Source organism: Vibrio sp. Y29_XK_CS5, assembly GCF_024181835.1.
Taxonomy (GTDB): Bacteria; Pseudomonadota; Gammaproteobacteria; order Enterobacterales; family Vibrionaceae; genus Vibrio; species Vibrio harveyi.
This window is the reverse complement of sequence record NZ_JAMZAM010000002.1, coordinates 240,653-257,122: the sequence shown is the minus strand read 5'-3', so window position 1 is coordinate 257,122 and position 16,470 is coordinate 240,653. Positions and strand designations below refer to the sequence as shown.

Sequence of the window (16,470 nt, the reverse complement as noted above, 5' to 3'; positions counted from 1 at the left end):
CTGCTTTTTTATATTTTTGTCGTCACCAATAATATTTATTGTTGAGCAACCCACTTCATGAATGCCTGACGTTCTTCGTCTGTCATTTCTAGGTAGGCAATCTTCGCTTTTGTTACCGGTGATTTTACTCTTTGCGCGCTTTTGCTAGTTGCCGTTACAGCCGTCGCTGCTTGTAGCTCAGACAATTCGACTCTCTTACCGTTAGCAAAGAAAACGCCATTAGCTTCATTGTATTCCGCTAGTTGCTCATCTAGGTTTGAGTAAGGGAACGCACCTTTCTCACCTGGCATTTTATATTGAGAGTAATCAATAGACTTATCGTTGAAACTTACTTTCCAGTCCATTTTGTCTTGTTCGAACAGCTTGTCTGCCTGACGTTGCTCTCTAAAAGACGGCGCATCAATGTATAGCTTTCCTGCACCTGCACTCAAGCCGATAATATATGGTGAGGATTTAACTTGGGTACGCTTTTCACCACGACCAATCCCCTTATTAACTTTAACCACAATTTGGTTTGAGCCTTCAACTAGGGGAAACGGTGCACTCAAATCGTCCGCATCAACGCCATTTACAAACAGCACTTGAACGCCTTGAGCGGTAGTTAAGGTTGCTGATGCATCAGCTTTATTTGTTGTGTCTGCGCTCGCTGTTGTCCCAAATAGCCCAAGAACAAATGCTACAGTCCAAGCTTTTAGTCTCATATCCTAATAACCTTAAAATTCAATTAATTACATCAACAGTGTTAAATCTCGTTTACCGTTCATCACAGTTTGAGGAAATCATTGCTGAAAAGCCAATGATTTCTACATAACTCACTGTAGATAATTGGTAAACGCACTCAATCCTTGACGTTTCACACTCTTTCACATTGACCAGAGTTCAAGAAGGATTTGCTTATATACTCTATAGAAAAAAGGTCGCAATAGCTGCGACCTTTTACTATAAATATTAGGCTCTGTAATTAGAACGTGTAGTATAGACCAGCTACAACTACTTCGCCTTCGTCTAGCTTAGCTTTGCCTACGCCTTCATCTTCATCGATTGCTGTGTATTCAATGAACGTAAGGATGTTACCTGTTAGAGCGTAGTCAGCACCTAGAGTGTAGTAGTTGCCGTCTTTGTTGTCTTCGTAGCTAGTGAAACCGAATGAAGTGTATAGACGAGCTTCATTGATTTGGTAAGAAGCAGCTACAGACCAAGTGTCAGCGTCGTTTTTAACGTTAGCTTCTTTCTTCTCTTCAGCAACGTAGTTTACAGCTGCCGCGAAGTTTTCAATGTTTAGACGAGCAGCAACACCCATCACTTTGTAGTCAAGTTTCTTAACTTCGTTCTCACCTTGATCTTGGTAAGAAGCACCAACTGTGAACATGTCGTTGATTGCGTATTGTGCAGATAGACCAAACGCAGTGTCGATGTTCTCTTCTTGGTTTAGGTATGCATCAGCAATAACAGTTAGGTTGTTGAAGTTACCTTTTACAGAAGCAGCGTGACCACGGCTTTCTTGAGAAATTACGAAGTCATCTACGTAACCAAGACCTTCGTTAGTGTTGTCGATAGTGATTGCGTCTAGAGAGTCGCCGAAATCGCCGATTTCACCGAAAGCAACACCCCAGTTGTCGCCTAGGTAAGCACCGAAGTATAGGTCATCAGTTTGTACGTTTTTGTCGTCGCCCGCGAAGCCGTCGCCGTCAAAACCAAAACCTTCACCGTTTTGCATTTCGAAAGAACCGAATACAGTGATATCTTCGTTTACTTTGTGTTGAGAATCGATTTGGATTTTAGCCCAAACATCGATATCTAGATCAGATGACTTTTCTACGTTTTTGTACTTGCTCTTTAGAGTAGTTACGTAAGTATCGATTTCACCTTTAACATTGAAAGATGTTGTACCGTTGTCGTAGATGTTGCCTGCTGCTAGTGCAGACGTAGAGATGCCTGCTACTGCAAGAGCTACTAGAGTCTTTTTCATAATTAATCCACTGCCTTTTCTTAGATTGGGATATCCTTTCCGATTCCCTTTTTTATATTTTTGAGGTCGCTTGTTATCAAATCGCAACAATGCTTTACCTGCAAAATCTGGGCACTAGAGTGCAAAAGATTATTCTGGCTGTCAAATTTTCTAAATCACAACATCAAAAAACAAAAAAATCTTTATTTTACAGCAACATAGAAATTTAAGTTTCAATTATTCGATGAAGTTCTAAACAATCGACTTGATTTTTCTTAATTTAGCAAAAGATAAACAAAAGAGATAAACAACCTTACAACAACAAAAAACCCAATTAATTCAGAATAAAATTCTAGTCAAATGGTATTTTTGAAGCTTTATATTTTTCACCTAATGAAATTATTTTCATTTAGATTGAGTTCAATATTTTTTTGTGAACAAGATCTACATTCCACATAAAAGCATTCCGTTTTGTGAACTACAGTACAACTAGTGATGTGTGCTACTATGCGCGCCCCACGCGTTTGAGGCACTTATGCTAACTAGTAACATCCAAAAATCGATCAGAACCAGCTACCAGAACTTACAAGCTCAACTGGATAACTTTGTACCTCGAAGAGCGCAAAATTACCTAGTCGCAGAGATTGCTAAGACGTTGTGCGGGCAATACCACAAATCGAATAGAATGCTTGTTGCAGAAGCAGGAACAGGGATCGGTAAGTCATTGTCATATCTGATGGCAGTTATTCCCGTGGCAGTCTACAACAACCGAAAAGTCGTGATTTCGACTGCAACAGTTGCGTTGCAAGAACAGTTGGTGAATAAAGATCTCCCATTATTTCGTCGTATTACCGACCGCGAGTTTTCTTTTATTCTGGCAAAAGGGCGCCAACGTTATTGCTGCGCGGAGAAACTCGCAACGGCAAGTGGTGTCGATGGCGGACAACTTGCTATGTTTGAAACTAAGCCAAAAAAGAAAGACATTGATTTGTTGGAAACCATGTACCGTTCTCTTGCTCAAGGCAAATGGGATGGCGACCGCGACTCCTGGCCAAAACCTATTGATGACCATATCTGGCAATTGATTGTCAGTGACAAGCACAGCTGTAATAACAGCCTACCAGCTCATCGTAACTGCCCTTTCCAAAAAGCACGTTCAGAACTGGATAAAAATGATGTCATCATCGCAAACCATTCATTAGTAATGGCAGACGCCGATCTGGGTGGTGGCGTAATTCTGCCCGAGCCGGAAAATACTATTTATGTCTTTGATGAGGCGCATCATCTTCCGCACGTTGCACGAGACCACGCTTCCGCATCTGCAAGCTTAAAAGGAGCGGCAGCTTGGTTAGAGAAACTCAATCAGTCCACCAGCAAATTCTCATCATTGGCAGACGAGAAACGCGTCGCACGCTTTCGCAATGACTTGCAGGAGTCGGTACAAGAACTCATTCCCGCGCTTAGCCAATTAACAAAGCAATTTGACCCAAACCAATTTGAAGAAAACATCTATCGCTTTGAACATGGCGAACTTCCAACTTGGTTAGAAAATCAATCTAAAGATTTAAAACAGCTCAGTAAAAAAGCAAACCAAAGTGTCGCGAAAATTGCGGATTTGATTGCTGAGCGAGTAAAAGACGGGGAACTTTCTTCAAGGTTAGCAGAGCCAGCTCTGGCTGAATTGGGGTTCTACATTCAGCGCTTAGAAAATCTTGCTCAAGTTTGGAACTTGATGGCAGAGCCAACACGAGAAAAAGGGGCACCGTTAGCAAGGTGGCTTGAGAAGCACCCAGATCGTGAAGGTGACTATATTGTGAGCGTTTCACCTTTGGAAATCGGCTGGCAACTTGATCAACAAATCTGGAGTCGTTGTATCGGTGCGGTATTAGTCTCTGCTACGATGCGTGCACTGAATTCATTCCATTACTTTTGCCATCAAGTGGGAGTAGACGCAAAACCTGAGTCAGGTACGCAGTTTTTAGCCTTGGCGTCACCGTTTGATTATCAGAACCAAGCGGAGCTTTTAATCCCTGCGATGAAGTATGAACCTCAAGCGCCACAGTTTACCGAATATCTTATTGAAATTTTGCCTAAGTATTTAGAAGACAACAAAGCGAACTTGGTATTATTCTCGTCATATTGGCAGATGAACCAAGTCGCAGATGCTCTAAGTGCTGATTTTGTAAAACGAGGCTGGGCACTGCAAGTACAAGGCGAAAGTTCACGTGCAGAAATTCTAAAAAAACATAAAAAGCTCGTCGACCAACAGAAAACCAGTATTCTCTTTGGCACGGGTAGCTTCTCGGAAGGTCTTGATTTACCAGGAGAGCTATTGGAAAACTTGGTCATTACTAAGATTCCTTTTGGTGTCCCTACCTCACCCGTAGAGCAAGCGCACTCAGAGTACATAGAAAAGAAAGGGGGCAACCCATTTATGCAAATTACTGTGCCTGATGCGAGCAAAAAACTGATTCAAAGTGTCGGTCGTTTACTGCGCAAAGAGCGCGATTCTGGTAGAGTGACCATCCTTGATAGACGTTTGATAACAAAACGCTACGGGCAAGCCTTAATTGACTCGTTGCCGCCATTTAAACGCAAGATAGAATATTAGAAGAATAACGATTTATGGAAATGATTGAGCCAACCATGCTGTTGGTGTTGGCGCTCGTCGCTTTTGTTGCTGGATTTATCGATGCGGTTGCAGGCGGTGGCGGTATGCTCACCGTCCCTGCCTTATTGTCGTTGGGACTCCCTCCGCACATTGCATTGGGCACAAATAAACTGGCAGCATCGTTTGCTTCTTCTACTGCCGCTTTCACATACTACAAGAAGCGTTTGTTTAAACCACAATGCTGGGGACGAGCGTTTGTGGCGACTCTTGTTGGTGCCACGCTCGGCACATTGTTTGTCGACGCAATCAGTACTGAATGGCTAGAGAAGGTTTTACCTCTCATTATTCTTGCTGCCGCGATGTATACCGTGTTCCATAAAGCTCCACAATCGACTCACCAGAGCCCGACACCCGAACCATGCCCAATGTTGAATAAGAAGCAGTATCTGCAAGGATTCTCAATCGGCTTCTACGATGGTCTAGCCGGACCAGGGACTGGCGCATTTTGGACTGTAAGCTCAATGGCGCTTTATCGGTTGAACATCTTGCTCGCTTCCGGCTTAGCAAAGGCGATGAACTTTACTAGCAACTTCACTTCTCTTGTCACTTTTGCTGTTTTGGGTCATATAAATTGGGTGCTAGGATTAACAATGGGCGTATGTTTAATGGCAGGCGCATTTGTTGGTGCTCACTCTGCAATCCGCTTTGGTTCTAAATTTATTCGCCCTGTGTTTGTTTCTGTTGTCAGCGTATTAGCAATTAAACTCGCTTATGATGCGTGGTTTGTAGGCTTATCATGAATATCAAACAGCTTTCCAATGGTCTAGAACAAATGTCTGAGAAAGCGGCTTCACTTGACCATCAGCGAGGTCACCATGAGGCAATGCTGTTTGATGAACGCCTATTTCGCTGCCGCTCTCGTTTGTTAGTTCCTTGTGTCAATGAAGCAAGAGCGACATTAAACGACATCATCAAGGAGCAAAAAGAAGGTAAGTTAAATGCGCAACGAGCAGAATATCTGACTGACCGATTGGTTGCCCAAATCACGGCAATTCAACGCGAAATTTCTATCGCCGAGATACCTAAAGCAAACCCTAAGAAATCCGCTCGACAAGACAAGTCCCTTGATGCACTAAAACAAGAAGTCGCGCAGCATAAAGAATGGGCTCGTCGCTTGCGCGAGATGGTTATAGAAAAACAACAAATAGTTGCCATTGCTCCAGCTCATTTACACACCGAAGCGCAGAAAGCTGTATTAACGGCAAAACAACGACTGATTCGCTGTGAAGCAGCATTAAGCGAGCTAGAAAAGCAAGTAACCCAAAGAGAGAACAATTGAGCATGTCTGAAGAATCGAAATCACCACTGGATGATGCCCCAGAAGAGATCAAGCTAGCTGTCGATTTAATTTACTTGCTAGAAACGAATGAAATCGATCCTAAAATAGCGCTAAAAGCGATTAAGATCGTACAAAGCGATCTTGAAAATAAGATCAACGCAAACTGATAGACAACAAATAGACAAAAAAGAGGAGCGATTTCGCTCCTCTTTGTTTAAGCTGAGTTTGCGTTGATACCACGTTATACTTTGAATTGAGACATTAAGGTTTGCTGTTGTTCAGAAAGTGAGGTCATCTCGATACCTGCATTTTCCGACGTTTGCGCTTGATTAAGGATTTCTCTGCTCAGATCGCGAATGTTCGCCACACTTTGATTCACCTCATTAGAGACAGATTGCTGCTCTTCTGCCGCTTTTACTATCTGATTATTCATATCACTTATCGCAGCAATTGACTCAAATACTTTCTGTAATTCCTCTACCGCCATATTCACCTGTTGAGAAGAGGATTGCGCACTTTGATTCCCTTCTGTAATGGACTCAACAACCGCTTGCGTGCCCTTTTGAACATTAGCAATGACATCTCGAATTTCACCCACCGAACTTTGAGTTCGACTTGCTAAGCTCCTTACCTCATCAGCCACCACAGCGAAACCACGACCTTGTTCACCAGCTCGTGCGGCTTCTATTGCTGCATTGAGAGCTAGCAAGTTGGTTTGCTCAGAAATGCCTTCAATAACAGAAAGAATTTCGGTAATGCTGGCGTTGTTCTTCGCTAGCTCTTCTACAACCGGGACGGCATTCATCATGGTTAATAATAGTTTTTGCATCTGAGTTTCAGACGCCAAGATCACTTTCTGACCGTTTTCTGCAGATTCACTCGCCTCACCAGCCGCCTTTACCGCAACTTCGGCATTTTGTACCACCAACGCCGCTGTTTGCGTCATTTCTTCAGCAGCAGTCGCGACTAAATCAACTTCTTTAAACTGCGAATCACTGCTATTTCGAGTAACGGCTACAACGTGTTTTGCATGTTCGGTCTTATCTGCAATTTGTCGAGATGTTTCTGCGACTTCTTTAATCGTTAATTGCAAACGCTCAAGAAATCGATTGAACGCCCTCGCAAGTTGGCCAATTTCATCGTCTGTTTTAGCTTCCAAACGCTGAGTTAAGTCTCCTTCCCCTGTCGAAATATCTTCCAAACGAGCGACAACTTCTCGAATCGGCTTCACTAAGGTCTTAGCCAGCAGTCCGGTTGTAATCAGTCCAACAACGACAAGTGCGACACCAACACTTAATTCAATAATAACGCCGTCTTGCATCTTATTGGTAATCAAAGCGTCTAACTGATCCGCATCAGCAAGCACTGCAGAACGAGGCATTTCAAAGATCACACCCCACGTTTGATTCGCTATTTGGATAGGCGAAAAGACCGTCATCCACTCACCAGAGGCATCCCATTCAACCTTGGCTTCACCGCCAAACAATAAATCAGTGAGATTGTCATTAGAAATGGTGGAACTCGAAAAAGGCTGTCCAGGGGAATCAGTGTTACTATCTGACGCTAACAAAGTTCCATCGAGACTGATCATTGATACCTTTCCAGCCCCAGCGAACAAGCTTTGATCAGAATTAATCGCAATGCTCGCTAACTGGTCTAATCGTAACTCTATACCCAAGAAGCCAATCGGCATACTCTCGACAATGAGTGGAATGGAGATCGATGTTGTTAAGAAGGAACCAGCATCGTTGGTGTTAACCCGCGGCGATGCAATGCAAGTTTGACCAGACGAGAGCGGACAGTAAAAGCGCTCAGCATTGTCGTTCTCATTCAAGGCTTGCTCACTTATCGTACTCGCTAACACGTTTTCACCATTGCTCGCTTTGGACCAATAGGTTGCAAACCGACCGACTTCATTAGAACCGACGTAATCGGCACTTCGATAGTTGGCATCCTCACTGTCGAGCATGTCTGGGTTAAACACCAGATAAGCCGCTTGTATCGTGTCAAAGCGTAGCACTGCCTGACGAATCATTTCATTCAGAGCGGAGCGAAGATCTTCACTACTGCCAAAATTCTCTTCCGAGTTGGTTTTAAAAAACAGCGCATTTGCTGCCAACATTTCAGCGCGGTAAGTCGCTTCATTGAGATACTCAGACACTTCCGTCGCGTTTAATAACGCTCGTGTCTGTAGGAGTTGTTCAGATTTTTCGATAACAGAAGAGCTAGTTTCTCGCTGCAACAACTTTTGGTTACCGAGCGCGTTGTAGACCGAAAAACCAATTAAAGATAAAGAAGTGACGAGCAGGCAAAGCCCGGAGAGTAATGTAATTTTCCACTGCACAGATATGGTTCGCATACAACATCCTTATTCAAGCAAACTCATTTTTGAGACTCATTAAACCATACGCAGGCACAATAGCAATTACATATTTAACAATTCTTTAAACTTATTCCGTTTACATGAGAACCATTTTCAGCTTGCCTTTGCAATGGTAACATCATGCTCAAACACGCCCTCTGAGAAGGATAAAAAATGAAAGTAATTAGCTTTAACATCAATGGACTTCGTGCGCGTCTGCATCAACTCCAAGCCCTCATCGACAAGCACCAACCTGACGTGATTGGTCTGCAGGAAATCAAAGTTCATGACGAAGCCTTCCCTATCGACGATGTAGAAGCAATGGGATACAAAGTTTACTTTCACGGTCAAAAAGCCCATTACGGTGTGGCAATGCTATGTAAACAAGAGCCTATCAGCGTTCAAAAAGGTTTCCCAACCGATAATGAAGAACACCAAAAGCGCATGATCATGGCGACGTTTGAAGATGAAAACGGTGAAAAAGTGACGGTTCTTAACGGTTATTTCCCGCAAGGCGATAACGTTGCTCACGAAACTAAGTATCCATACAAGCGTCAGTTCTACAAAGACTTGATGACTTACCTCAACGATCACCACACTAACGATGAGCAGCTGATTGTCATGGGCGACATCAATATCAGCCCAATCGACGCGGACATCGGTATCGGCGAACCAAACCGTAAACGTTGGCTGAAAACGGGTAAATGTTCTTTCCAACCAGAAGAGCGTGAGTGGTTGCAAACGCTTCTAGATTGGGGCTTTGAAGATACTTTCCGTAACTTACACCCTGAAGTCGATGACCGCTTCTCGTGGTTTGATTACCGTTCGCGTGGCTTCGATGATAACCGTGGTCTTCGTATTGATGTTATTTTGGCAACACCATCACTCGCAGAAAAATGCATAGAATCCGATATTGACTATGAGTTACGAGGCATTGAAAAACCTTCAGATCACGCGCCAATCTGGTCAACCTTCAAGTAGTTCTTACTAACATCGACTAAAAATAAAAAAGAGCGCCAACAAGCGCTCTTTTTTGATGTTTGTATTGTCCTACATGAAGTGGAATGAACAACCCATCTTGTTAGCTCAATGGTCTTAGGTACGCCAAGAAGCGCTTCTCTGCCACTTTGAAGCACCACAAAATAATAAATGTCAGCGCCATGTAGAAGAGTCCCGCTGTCAAGAATGACTCAAATGGCGCGTAGTATCTTGAGTTCACCAAACGTGCTGCACCTGTCAGATCCATAATGGTAATGATGCCGGCGACCGCACTGCCATGAAGCATGAAGATAACCTCATTCGAGTAGGCAGGTAACGCGCGACGCAAAGCACTTGGAAGAATAATGCGACGGTAAGTCATAAACGTACTCATGCCGTATGCCTTAGCTGCCTCTACCTCTCCCTTCGGCAAGCCATTGATTGCCCCGCGAATAATTTCAGCAGTATAAGCGGACGTGTTGAGAACAAACGCCACCAGCGCACAAAACCATGCGTTTTCCCAAAGCGTGTCTTTTACCGGAAAAAACTGGTCCATGCCGTAGTAGATCAGATACAGCTGCACCAACAAAGGAGTGCCTCGGAAAAAGTAAATAAACGCCCATGAAGGCAGGCTTAGTGCGTAGTTTGCACTATTACGTGCAATCGCAAGAGGAATCGATACGGCTAACCCAATCACCAGTGCTAACGCAACAAGCCATACCGTCGTCCACAATCCATCTAGGTAGACCGGGAAACTTTCAATTATCAATGAAAAATCCATGGTTTACCTCGCGTGAATACTAAATTTGCGTTCAACCAACTTAAGTAAGCCTGTTGAAACACTGGTAAAGAACAAGAAGATGATTGCAACCGCCATGTAAAAAGTGAATGGCATTTTGGTTGTACCCGCAGCCAACGAGCTAATGCGCACCATATCTTCCAGACCAATGATGGATACTAACGCGGTCGTTTTCAGTAGAACCAACCAGTTGTTACCAAAGCCTGGTAAAGCATGTCGGATCATTTGAGGCAATAGAATTCTTCGAAACGACATTATCGGGCTCATGCCATAAGCTTTTGCGGCTTCTAGTTCACCCTTGTCTACCGCCATGATAGCGCCACGAAACGTCTCTGCCATGTATGCACCGAAGATAAACCCAATGGTTAAAACACCGGCAATAAAGGGGCTGACATCGATGTAATCTGGCAAATACGAAGTCCACTCATGATTTGGGTCACTTGCAGTAAACCATTCATTGAGTGTTTCATTGATCGAGTAAAGGCTATTGTTAAGTAGAATTTGACCACCAAAGAAGATAAGCATCATCAGAACTAAATCAGGGATGCCACGAATGATGGTGGTATAAAGCGTCGCAACTGCTCTTGCCCACTTGTACGGTGCCAATTTCGCCAATGCACCCAGCATTCCGAGAATGACCGCTAAAAGTAGAGAAAGTATTGCGATTTCGATGGTTACTAGAGCCCCTTTTAAGATCGAGGCTTCATATCCTTGTAGATCCAGCATAGGTGAGTTCCTAATCCCTAAACTCAAAAGATCGACCGTTGGTTACTTCTAGGAACAAGCCAACGGTCGCTTAATTACAGCTTATTCGCCGTAAACGTCGTAGTTAAAGTATTTACCTGCGATTTCTTGATAAACACCTTTTTCACGTAGTGACAAAATAGCTGCATCGAGCTTTTTCGTTAGATCCTTGTCTTGCTTACGAACTGCAATACCAAAACCATCACCAAACCACTTAGGATCCGTTAGTGAAGGACCAACAAATTCATAAGCATCGCCACCAGCTTTGTTTAAAACACCCTCTTCTAGTGCAGACGCATCACCAAGCACTGCCGCAACACGACCGTTTGCAAGATCTAGGTACGCTTCGTCAAATGATCCGTAACGCACGATTTCAACTTTGTCGCCATAGTTATCTGTCAGGTATTTGTCGTGAGTCGTTGCACGCTGCACGGCAATTTTTTGACCATCAAGGTTATCAAAATCGAGGTTTGCACCTTTCTTAGCGATGAACTTGTTTGGAATCAGCGCGTATTTTCCTGTGAAGTCGACTTTCTTCTTACGTTCTTCAGTGATCGACATTGCAGCAATAATCGCATCGTATTTACGAGCAAGTAGAGAAGGAATAATTCCATCCCAGTCTTGAGCAACGATCTGACACTTCACTTTCATCTCTTCACAAAGTGCGTTCGCCATATCCACGTCGAAGCCTTTTAGAGAGCCGTCCGTTTCTGTCCAGCTAAACGGAGGGTAAGCGCCTTCAATACCAAAGCGAACGGTTTTCCATTCTTTCGCTTGAGCGACACCAGACACTGCTGTTGCAGCAAGCGTTGCTGCTAATAACCACTTTTTCATTTCCATACTCCTGTGATTGCTTTTATTTGGTTTTGATTGTTGTGCTTATGAGTGGCAAAAGACTGCCACCCAAGAAATATTAGTAGATAGATGAGATAAATTGCTGTAATCGTTCTGAATCTGGGTTTGTAAATAGCTTAGCTGGATCTCCCTGTTCTTCCACTAAGCCTTGATGTAAAAACATCACATGGTTAGATACGTCACGCGCAAATGCCATTTCATGGGTAACGACCAACATCGTTCGCCCTTCATCTGCCAAATCTCGCATTACTCCTAACACCTCACCAACCAACTCAGGATCGAGTGCTGAGGTCGGCTCATCGAACAACATCACTTCTGGATCAACAGCAAGAGCACGAGCAATAGCAGCACGCTGTTGTTGACCTCCGGATAGATGTCCAGGGTAGTAATCTTTACGTTCGTACAATCCCACTTTTTTCAAAAGCAGTTCAGCGTTTTCGATGGCTTGAGCTTTCGGTACGCCAAGCACATGAACTGGTGCTTCAATCACATTTTCTAGAACGGTTAGATGTGACCAAAGATTAAAACCTTGAAACACCATGGCTAAACGAGAGCGAATGCGCTGAACTTGTTTCTCATTAGCTGGAACTGACTCTCCTGCTCGGTTGTTCTTCATCTGGATAAGTTCACCATTTACCCAAATTTCACCGGCGGTCGGAGTTTCAAGAAGGTTAATACATCTAAGGAAGGTACTCTTACCTGAACCGGAAGAGCCGATGATGGAGATAACATCACCTTTATGAGCGGCAAGTGAAATGCCTTTCAAGACTTCATTTTGTCCAAACGTTTTGTGCAGGTCTTTTATATCTAGCGCTGGTACATCATTCATGCGCCTTACTCCCTGTGTTTTTGTCACTGCAATTAAGGGACTCCGCCCTCTTTGAATTGGAACAAACTATCACCACCCATCGCAAGTTGCAACAAATTATTAACCTAAATAATTCGAATAGATAGATACAACAATCAAATGAATATGCAATTTTTAGCAATATATTCTTTTAATGCTGAATATTAGACGTAAAAAAGCCCCTCACAGGAAGGGGCTCTTTTTTGTAAAAATGTTAATTATTACTTAATCAACACCATAAAGTCAGACTTCTGAGCATTCGTATTGACCTTCTCAGAATCAACTTCACTGATCACAAGACCATCGTGATCCACTTTAAGATCGGTCACATCACCATGAGAGAAAAGAGAAACAAAGTCATAGCTATTTAGGTTTGCTTCAGCAGACTCCACGACAATAGATTGTGAGTAATCACTGGTAGAAGAAACTTTCAAATCTTGCTTCACACTGTCATCGAATGTGTAGTAGTACAATTCCGGAACAACGACATCACTCTCTAAAGTTGTAAATATCTTGTGTGTTACTCGGTGTAGTGTTCCAGAGTTAGACTCTGCACGATATGCGAGGCGGCTAAAGCCTTTATCTTGGTCATTGAAAGCAAAACCAGTATCAATCGTTGAACCTCTCACCACATGCGCTGCAGGCAGAGCATTTAGGTTGTAGTAAGCGCTTGGATCAATTGAGATATCCCATTTTGCGTCCTGGTACATCTTTTGGTTCAGCGCAACTGTCCAACCATTGATCGGTTTTTCAGCTGCAACACTGTAAGTCCAAGTTTCCGTTTTAGGTTCAAGCGGGTGGTAGAACTTCGTCGTTGACATAGGTAACTCTGCAACTTCGTAGTTGTAATCACCAACCAGTACACTGATGTCTAAAGTGTCATATTTAAAAGATGTTGGGTTCAGGATTGGTGAAGAACCAGTCATGCCAACCAACGGCAATGGTGATTCACTTGACCAATCGCGAATACCATATTGGTGCAGTTCTGTTTTCGCTGCGTCCGCATATTGCAGCACGACTGTCGACTCCATCTTCGAACCAATAGCTCTCACATCCAAAGAGTCAATGGAATAAGCAGGCTTAGACTCTTTAGCAACTTGAGATATAAAGTTGTACTCTAAGCCACCAGCTTCTGTTGCCACATAGTTAAGATCGGTTCGGGTAGTCTTATTAAAGTTACCATTTTTGTTACAAGCAGACACCGCCTCTCGATTCATCGAGAACGTTGAGTTTCTAAGGTTATTGTCCTGTAAAAAGTCTCGACTAAAGCTGTTTGCCGTAAATACGGTTCCAGAAGCATCAAGCAACTGATAAGTAAAGTAGCCATCCTCAGGAATGTCTTCTAGAACAAATTTTAAAGTAGTGCCTGATGGGTAGATAAAGTCGCCTTGACGGACACCATTCTTGTCAGAATAGAAACCAACAACCTTATCCCCTGTCAACTGTGCACTTACAGCTGGTTGATAAGTTAATACTTGATTGATGCCATTACCATCTACTCTACGCTCGTAAACAGTACAACTATCTTTTTGTGCGTTTGCTTCACTGATGACATTTGGGGCAGCAAAAGTAAAAGTGAATGTAGTTCTCGGTGTAGAACTGCCACCACCACCGCCGCCGCCGCCACCGCAACCGACCATTAATCCCGAAATGATTGCCACTAGCGGCAGTACTTTAAGCTGTTTCATGTCTTCTTCCTAAACTGAGCGGCAATGGTTAGCCAAAAAATCGTCTTTGCTCGGTACTAAGCAAGAATAAAGCCAGCTTTTAATATCACTCATGAATGATATCAATAAATATCGTTGAGTATTATTTCCGCAAAACCACATCTAATTTTATGCAACTTGTGTAATCGAATTACACACGAAATAACCAAGTTGTTCGCATGCCAGACACTTTCTGTAGTTTTCTTTCACATCTATTCTTAAAGTGATCTAAATCAATCACCCCAAAGGGCTATCTTGTTAGACTCCGCCCCAATGATGAGGAATTTTTTGTGCCTCAACACAACAAGTTATTAGCTATGCTTAGGCACGAGATATTCGTGTGACAAAATCTAATAATAGCTAGCATAGGACGTGCCGCAGGAAGCGGAAAAACACAATTCAATTTAGAATTCATAACTTTTAAATATATGAGGAATCTATGTCAGACGCAGTTAATAAAGCGCACTCTGATTCGGATATTGAGACTAAAAGCTACCGCGAGCTTCATCGTCCATCATCTGAGTTCGCAAGCCGTTCAGACTACCTAGACCACGAACTACAAATTATGAAGCCACGTCGATTTGGCTTGAACTTGCCAGGTCGTGACTTCCGCTTTGAGCTTGAAGACCTTGTTCCAGCACTTGCTGGTACTATCGGTATTATCGCAATGTACTCTGCGGTAATGATGTCTTGGGCTGAAGGTCTTACTGCAGCATGGGACCACGTCAACTTGGGCAAAGATTTTGCTATCGAAGTTGCACGTGTAGAAATGCTTATCCCTGCACTTCTTTTCTGTGTACTTGCTTCTGGTTTTATTAACCCTAAAGCCAACCTTGCAGGTAACCACGGTCCAATGATCCCTCTTATTGGTACCATCGCTCTTGCTGGTGCTCACCCTCTTGCATTGGCAATTCTAATCGGTGTGTTCGGTCTTCTACTGAGTTTCCTAAAAGGCGGCTCCAAACTGGTGAACCTCACCTCAGAAGGTACAGCCGGTGGCTTGCTTATCTTCTTGGGTTTGACTGGTACCATGAGCCAGATTACTTCGATTCAAGAATGGGCAGTTGGTCTGCAATCTTCTACTGTTGAAGCTGGTAGCATGGGCTATGTTGGTCTGATCGTACTGGCAGTCACTATCGCACTATACGCATTCCTTGCAAAAGTGAACAAGCGTTGGCTTGCTATTCCGGTGTGTGCTTTCACTGGTCTTGCAATCGCTTTAGTACTAGGTGCAGGTTTCGATATTAAATTCGTCACTGAAACAGGTCTTCCTAACCTAAACCCTGTTTACTGGTGGGGCAGTACTGAAGAAGGTTGGATGCTAGGTCTTCCTAACATGGAACACTTCATCGCATCTCTACCATTTGCAATCCTTGCCGTGGCAATGTGGTCTCCTGACTTCCTAGGTCACCGTATCTTCCAAGAATTGAACTACCCTAAAAAGACAGAAAAAGTATTGATGGACGTAGATGACACAATGACAATGTGTTCTATCCGTCAGATGGTAGGTACAGCAGTAGGTGGTGGTAACATCACTTCATCTTGGGGTACTTACATGATCCCAGCAGCGATCGCAAAACGCCCTATCCCTGGCGGTGCAATCCTTCTTGGTCTTCTGGTAATGATCATTGCAATCCTTGGTTTCCCAATGGATATCGCAGTATGGCCACCAGTAATGCGTGTTGCTCTTCTTGTAGGTGTATCTCTACCTCTACTTGAAGCAGGTATGCAGATGGTGAAAGACTCGAAAGATTCTCAAGCAGCAGGTATCTGTATCTTTGGTTCTGCAGTCGTTAACCCAGTTCTTGCTTGGGCACTGACTATGCTGCTAGACAACAATGGTCTGATTGGTGATAAGGAGCGCGCTTCTCGTCTATCCTTTGTCGATAAGATTGTGATCCCTGTAGGTGTACTTGTTATCTGTTTAGTCGCTATGCTTGCAGTAGGTATGCTAGAAGGACAATATGGCATTAAAGCTTGGCTATAATGACATTCGTTCAAAAATTGTGTGGGTAGCGCTCGTCGCTACCCAATTTTTATCGAGATTTTTTAGGATTTATTGATTTAGTTTAAGGTTTGCAAAATTTTTTTAGTGTAGCCTTGAATTGTGGTTGGGAAGAACCCACATTGTTAGCAGTGACAATATTTATAGTTTTATGACCCACTCTTTCTTATTTAAGACTATAAATATTGTTATTCATTAAGAGTGTACTGTTCTCCGTTTAACAGTGGAGATAGCTGGCTCAACGGCGAACCAGTACGTATTTTTTTCTACTACAAA

At 43.3% G+C, this 16,470-nt stretch carries 14 protein-coding genes; 6 read left to right on the top strand and 8 right to left on the bottom strand.

What is annotated here, in order from left to right; genetic code table 11:
- Positions 1 to 35: 35 nt before the first annotated feature.
- Positions 36 to 701, bottom strand: a complete 666-nt coding sequence (locus tag NL647_RS11380) for a DUF2057 family protein (protein ID WP_253650159.1) — start codon at positions 699 to 701, stop codon at positions 36 to 38.
- 260 nt (positions 702 to 961) lie between these two features.
- A complete protein-coding gene (locus NL647_RS11375; protein ID WP_050926269.1) occupies positions 962 to 1,969 on the bottom strand; it encodes a porin in 1,008 nt (335 codons plus the stop codon).
- Positions 1,970 to 2,483: 514 nt separating this feature from the next.
- On the opposite strand from NL647_RS11375, the gene dinG reads away from it, so the two are divergent.
- From dinG to rsmS, 4 genes are read left to right on the top strand one after another with little or no spacing between them, the layout of a single operon-like run.
- On the top strand, positions 2,484 to 4,559 hold the full coding sequence (gene dinG / locus NL647_RS11370; protein ID WP_029788996.1) for an ATP-dependent DNA helicase DinG: 2,076 nt from the start codon (positions 2,484 to 2,486) through the stop codon (positions 4,557 to 4,559).
- Between the two features lie 14 nt (positions 4,560 to 4,573).
- Positions 4,574 to 5,359, top strand: a complete 786-nt coding sequence (locus NL647_RS11365) for a TSUP family transporter (RefSeq protein WP_005449856.1) — start codon at positions 4,574 to 4,576, stop codon at positions 5,357 to 5,359.
- A complete protein-coding gene (locus tag NL647_RS11360) occupies positions 5,356 to 5,898 on the top strand; it encodes a primosomal replication protein (RefSeq protein ID WP_050925453.1) in 543 nt (180 codons plus the stop codon). Before NL647_RS11365 ends, NL647_RS11360 begins: the two co-directional genes overlap by 4 nt.
- A gap of 2 nt (positions 5,899 to 5,900) precedes the next feature.
- Positions 5,901 to 6,065 (top strand): pleiotropic regulatory protein RsmS, encoded by a 165-nt coding sequence (gene rsmS, locus NL647_RS11355; RefSeq protein WP_005449861.1) that lies wholly within the window; start codon positions 5,901 to 5,903, stop codon positions 6,063 to 6,065.
- Between the two features lie 74 nt (positions 6,066 to 6,139).
- Here rsmS and NL647_RS11350 read toward each other — a convergent pair whose 3' ends face one another.
- Positions 6,140 to 8,257 carry a methyl-accepting chemotaxis protein gene (locus NL647_RS11350; protein ID WP_009698304.1) on the bottom strand — a complete coding sequence of 706 codons (2,118 nt, stop codon included), beginning with the start codon at positions 8,255 to 8,257 and terminating at the stop codon, positions 6,140 to 6,142.
- Positions 8,258 to 8,434: 177 nt separating this feature from the next.
- On the opposite strand from NL647_RS11350, the gene xthA reads away from it, so the two are divergent.
- On the top strand, positions 8,435 to 9,241 hold the full coding sequence (gene xthA, locus NL647_RS11345) for an exodeoxyribonuclease III (protein ID WP_009698305.1): 807 nt from the start codon (positions 8,435 to 8,437) through the stop codon (positions 9,239 to 9,241).
- Between the two features lie 100 nt (positions 9,242 to 9,341).
- Here the strand turns inward: xthA and NL647_RS11340 are convergent, their stop codons facing one another.
- From NL647_RS11340 to NL647_RS11320, 5 genes are all read right to left on the bottom strand, one after another.
- The gene (locus NL647_RS11340) at positions 9,342 to 10,019 is read right to left on the bottom strand and encodes an ABC transporter permease (RefSeq protein ID WP_005446711.1); all 678 of its coding nucleotides are present in this window, start codon (positions 10,017 to 10,019) and stop codon (positions 9,342 to 9,344) included.
- Positions 10,020 to 10,022: 3 nt separating this feature from the next.
- Positions 10,023 to 10,763: an ABC transporter permease gene (locus NL647_RS11335; RefSeq protein ID WP_253650158.1), complete on the bottom strand. Its 741-nt coding sequence runs from the start codon at positions 10,761 to 10,763 to the stop codon at positions 10,023 to 10,025.
- 81 nt (positions 10,764 to 10,844) lie between these two features.
- The gene (locus NL647_RS11330; RefSeq protein WP_009698306.1) at positions 10,845 to 11,615 is read right to left on the bottom strand and encodes an ABC transporter substrate-binding protein; all 771 of its coding nucleotides are present in this window, start codon (positions 11,613 to 11,615) and stop codon (positions 10,845 to 10,847) included.
- A 79-nt stretch (positions 11,616 to 11,694) separates the two neighbouring features.
- Positions 11,695 to 12,465, bottom strand: a complete 771-nt coding sequence (locus tag NL647_RS11325) for an ABC transporter ATP-binding protein (protein WP_005446708.1) — start codon at positions 12,463 to 12,465, stop codon at positions 11,695 to 11,697.
- 239 nt (positions 12,466 to 12,704) lie between these two features.
- Positions 12,705 to 14,171 (bottom strand): hypothetical protein, encoded by a 1,467-nt coding sequence (locus NL647_RS11320; protein ID WP_009698307.1) that lies wholly within the window; start codon positions 14,169 to 14,171, stop codon positions 12,705 to 12,707.
- A 457-nt stretch (positions 14,172 to 14,628) separates the two neighbouring features.
- Between NL647_RS11320 and NL647_RS11315 the strand changes: the two genes are divergently transcribed.
- Complete coding sequence (locus tag NL647_RS11315) at positions 14,629 to 16,176, top strand: DUF3360 family protein (RefSeq protein WP_005446706.1); 1,548 nt, start codon at positions 14,629 to 14,631, stop codon at positions 16,174 to 16,176.
- Positions 16,177 to 16,470: the final 294 nt, after the last annotated feature.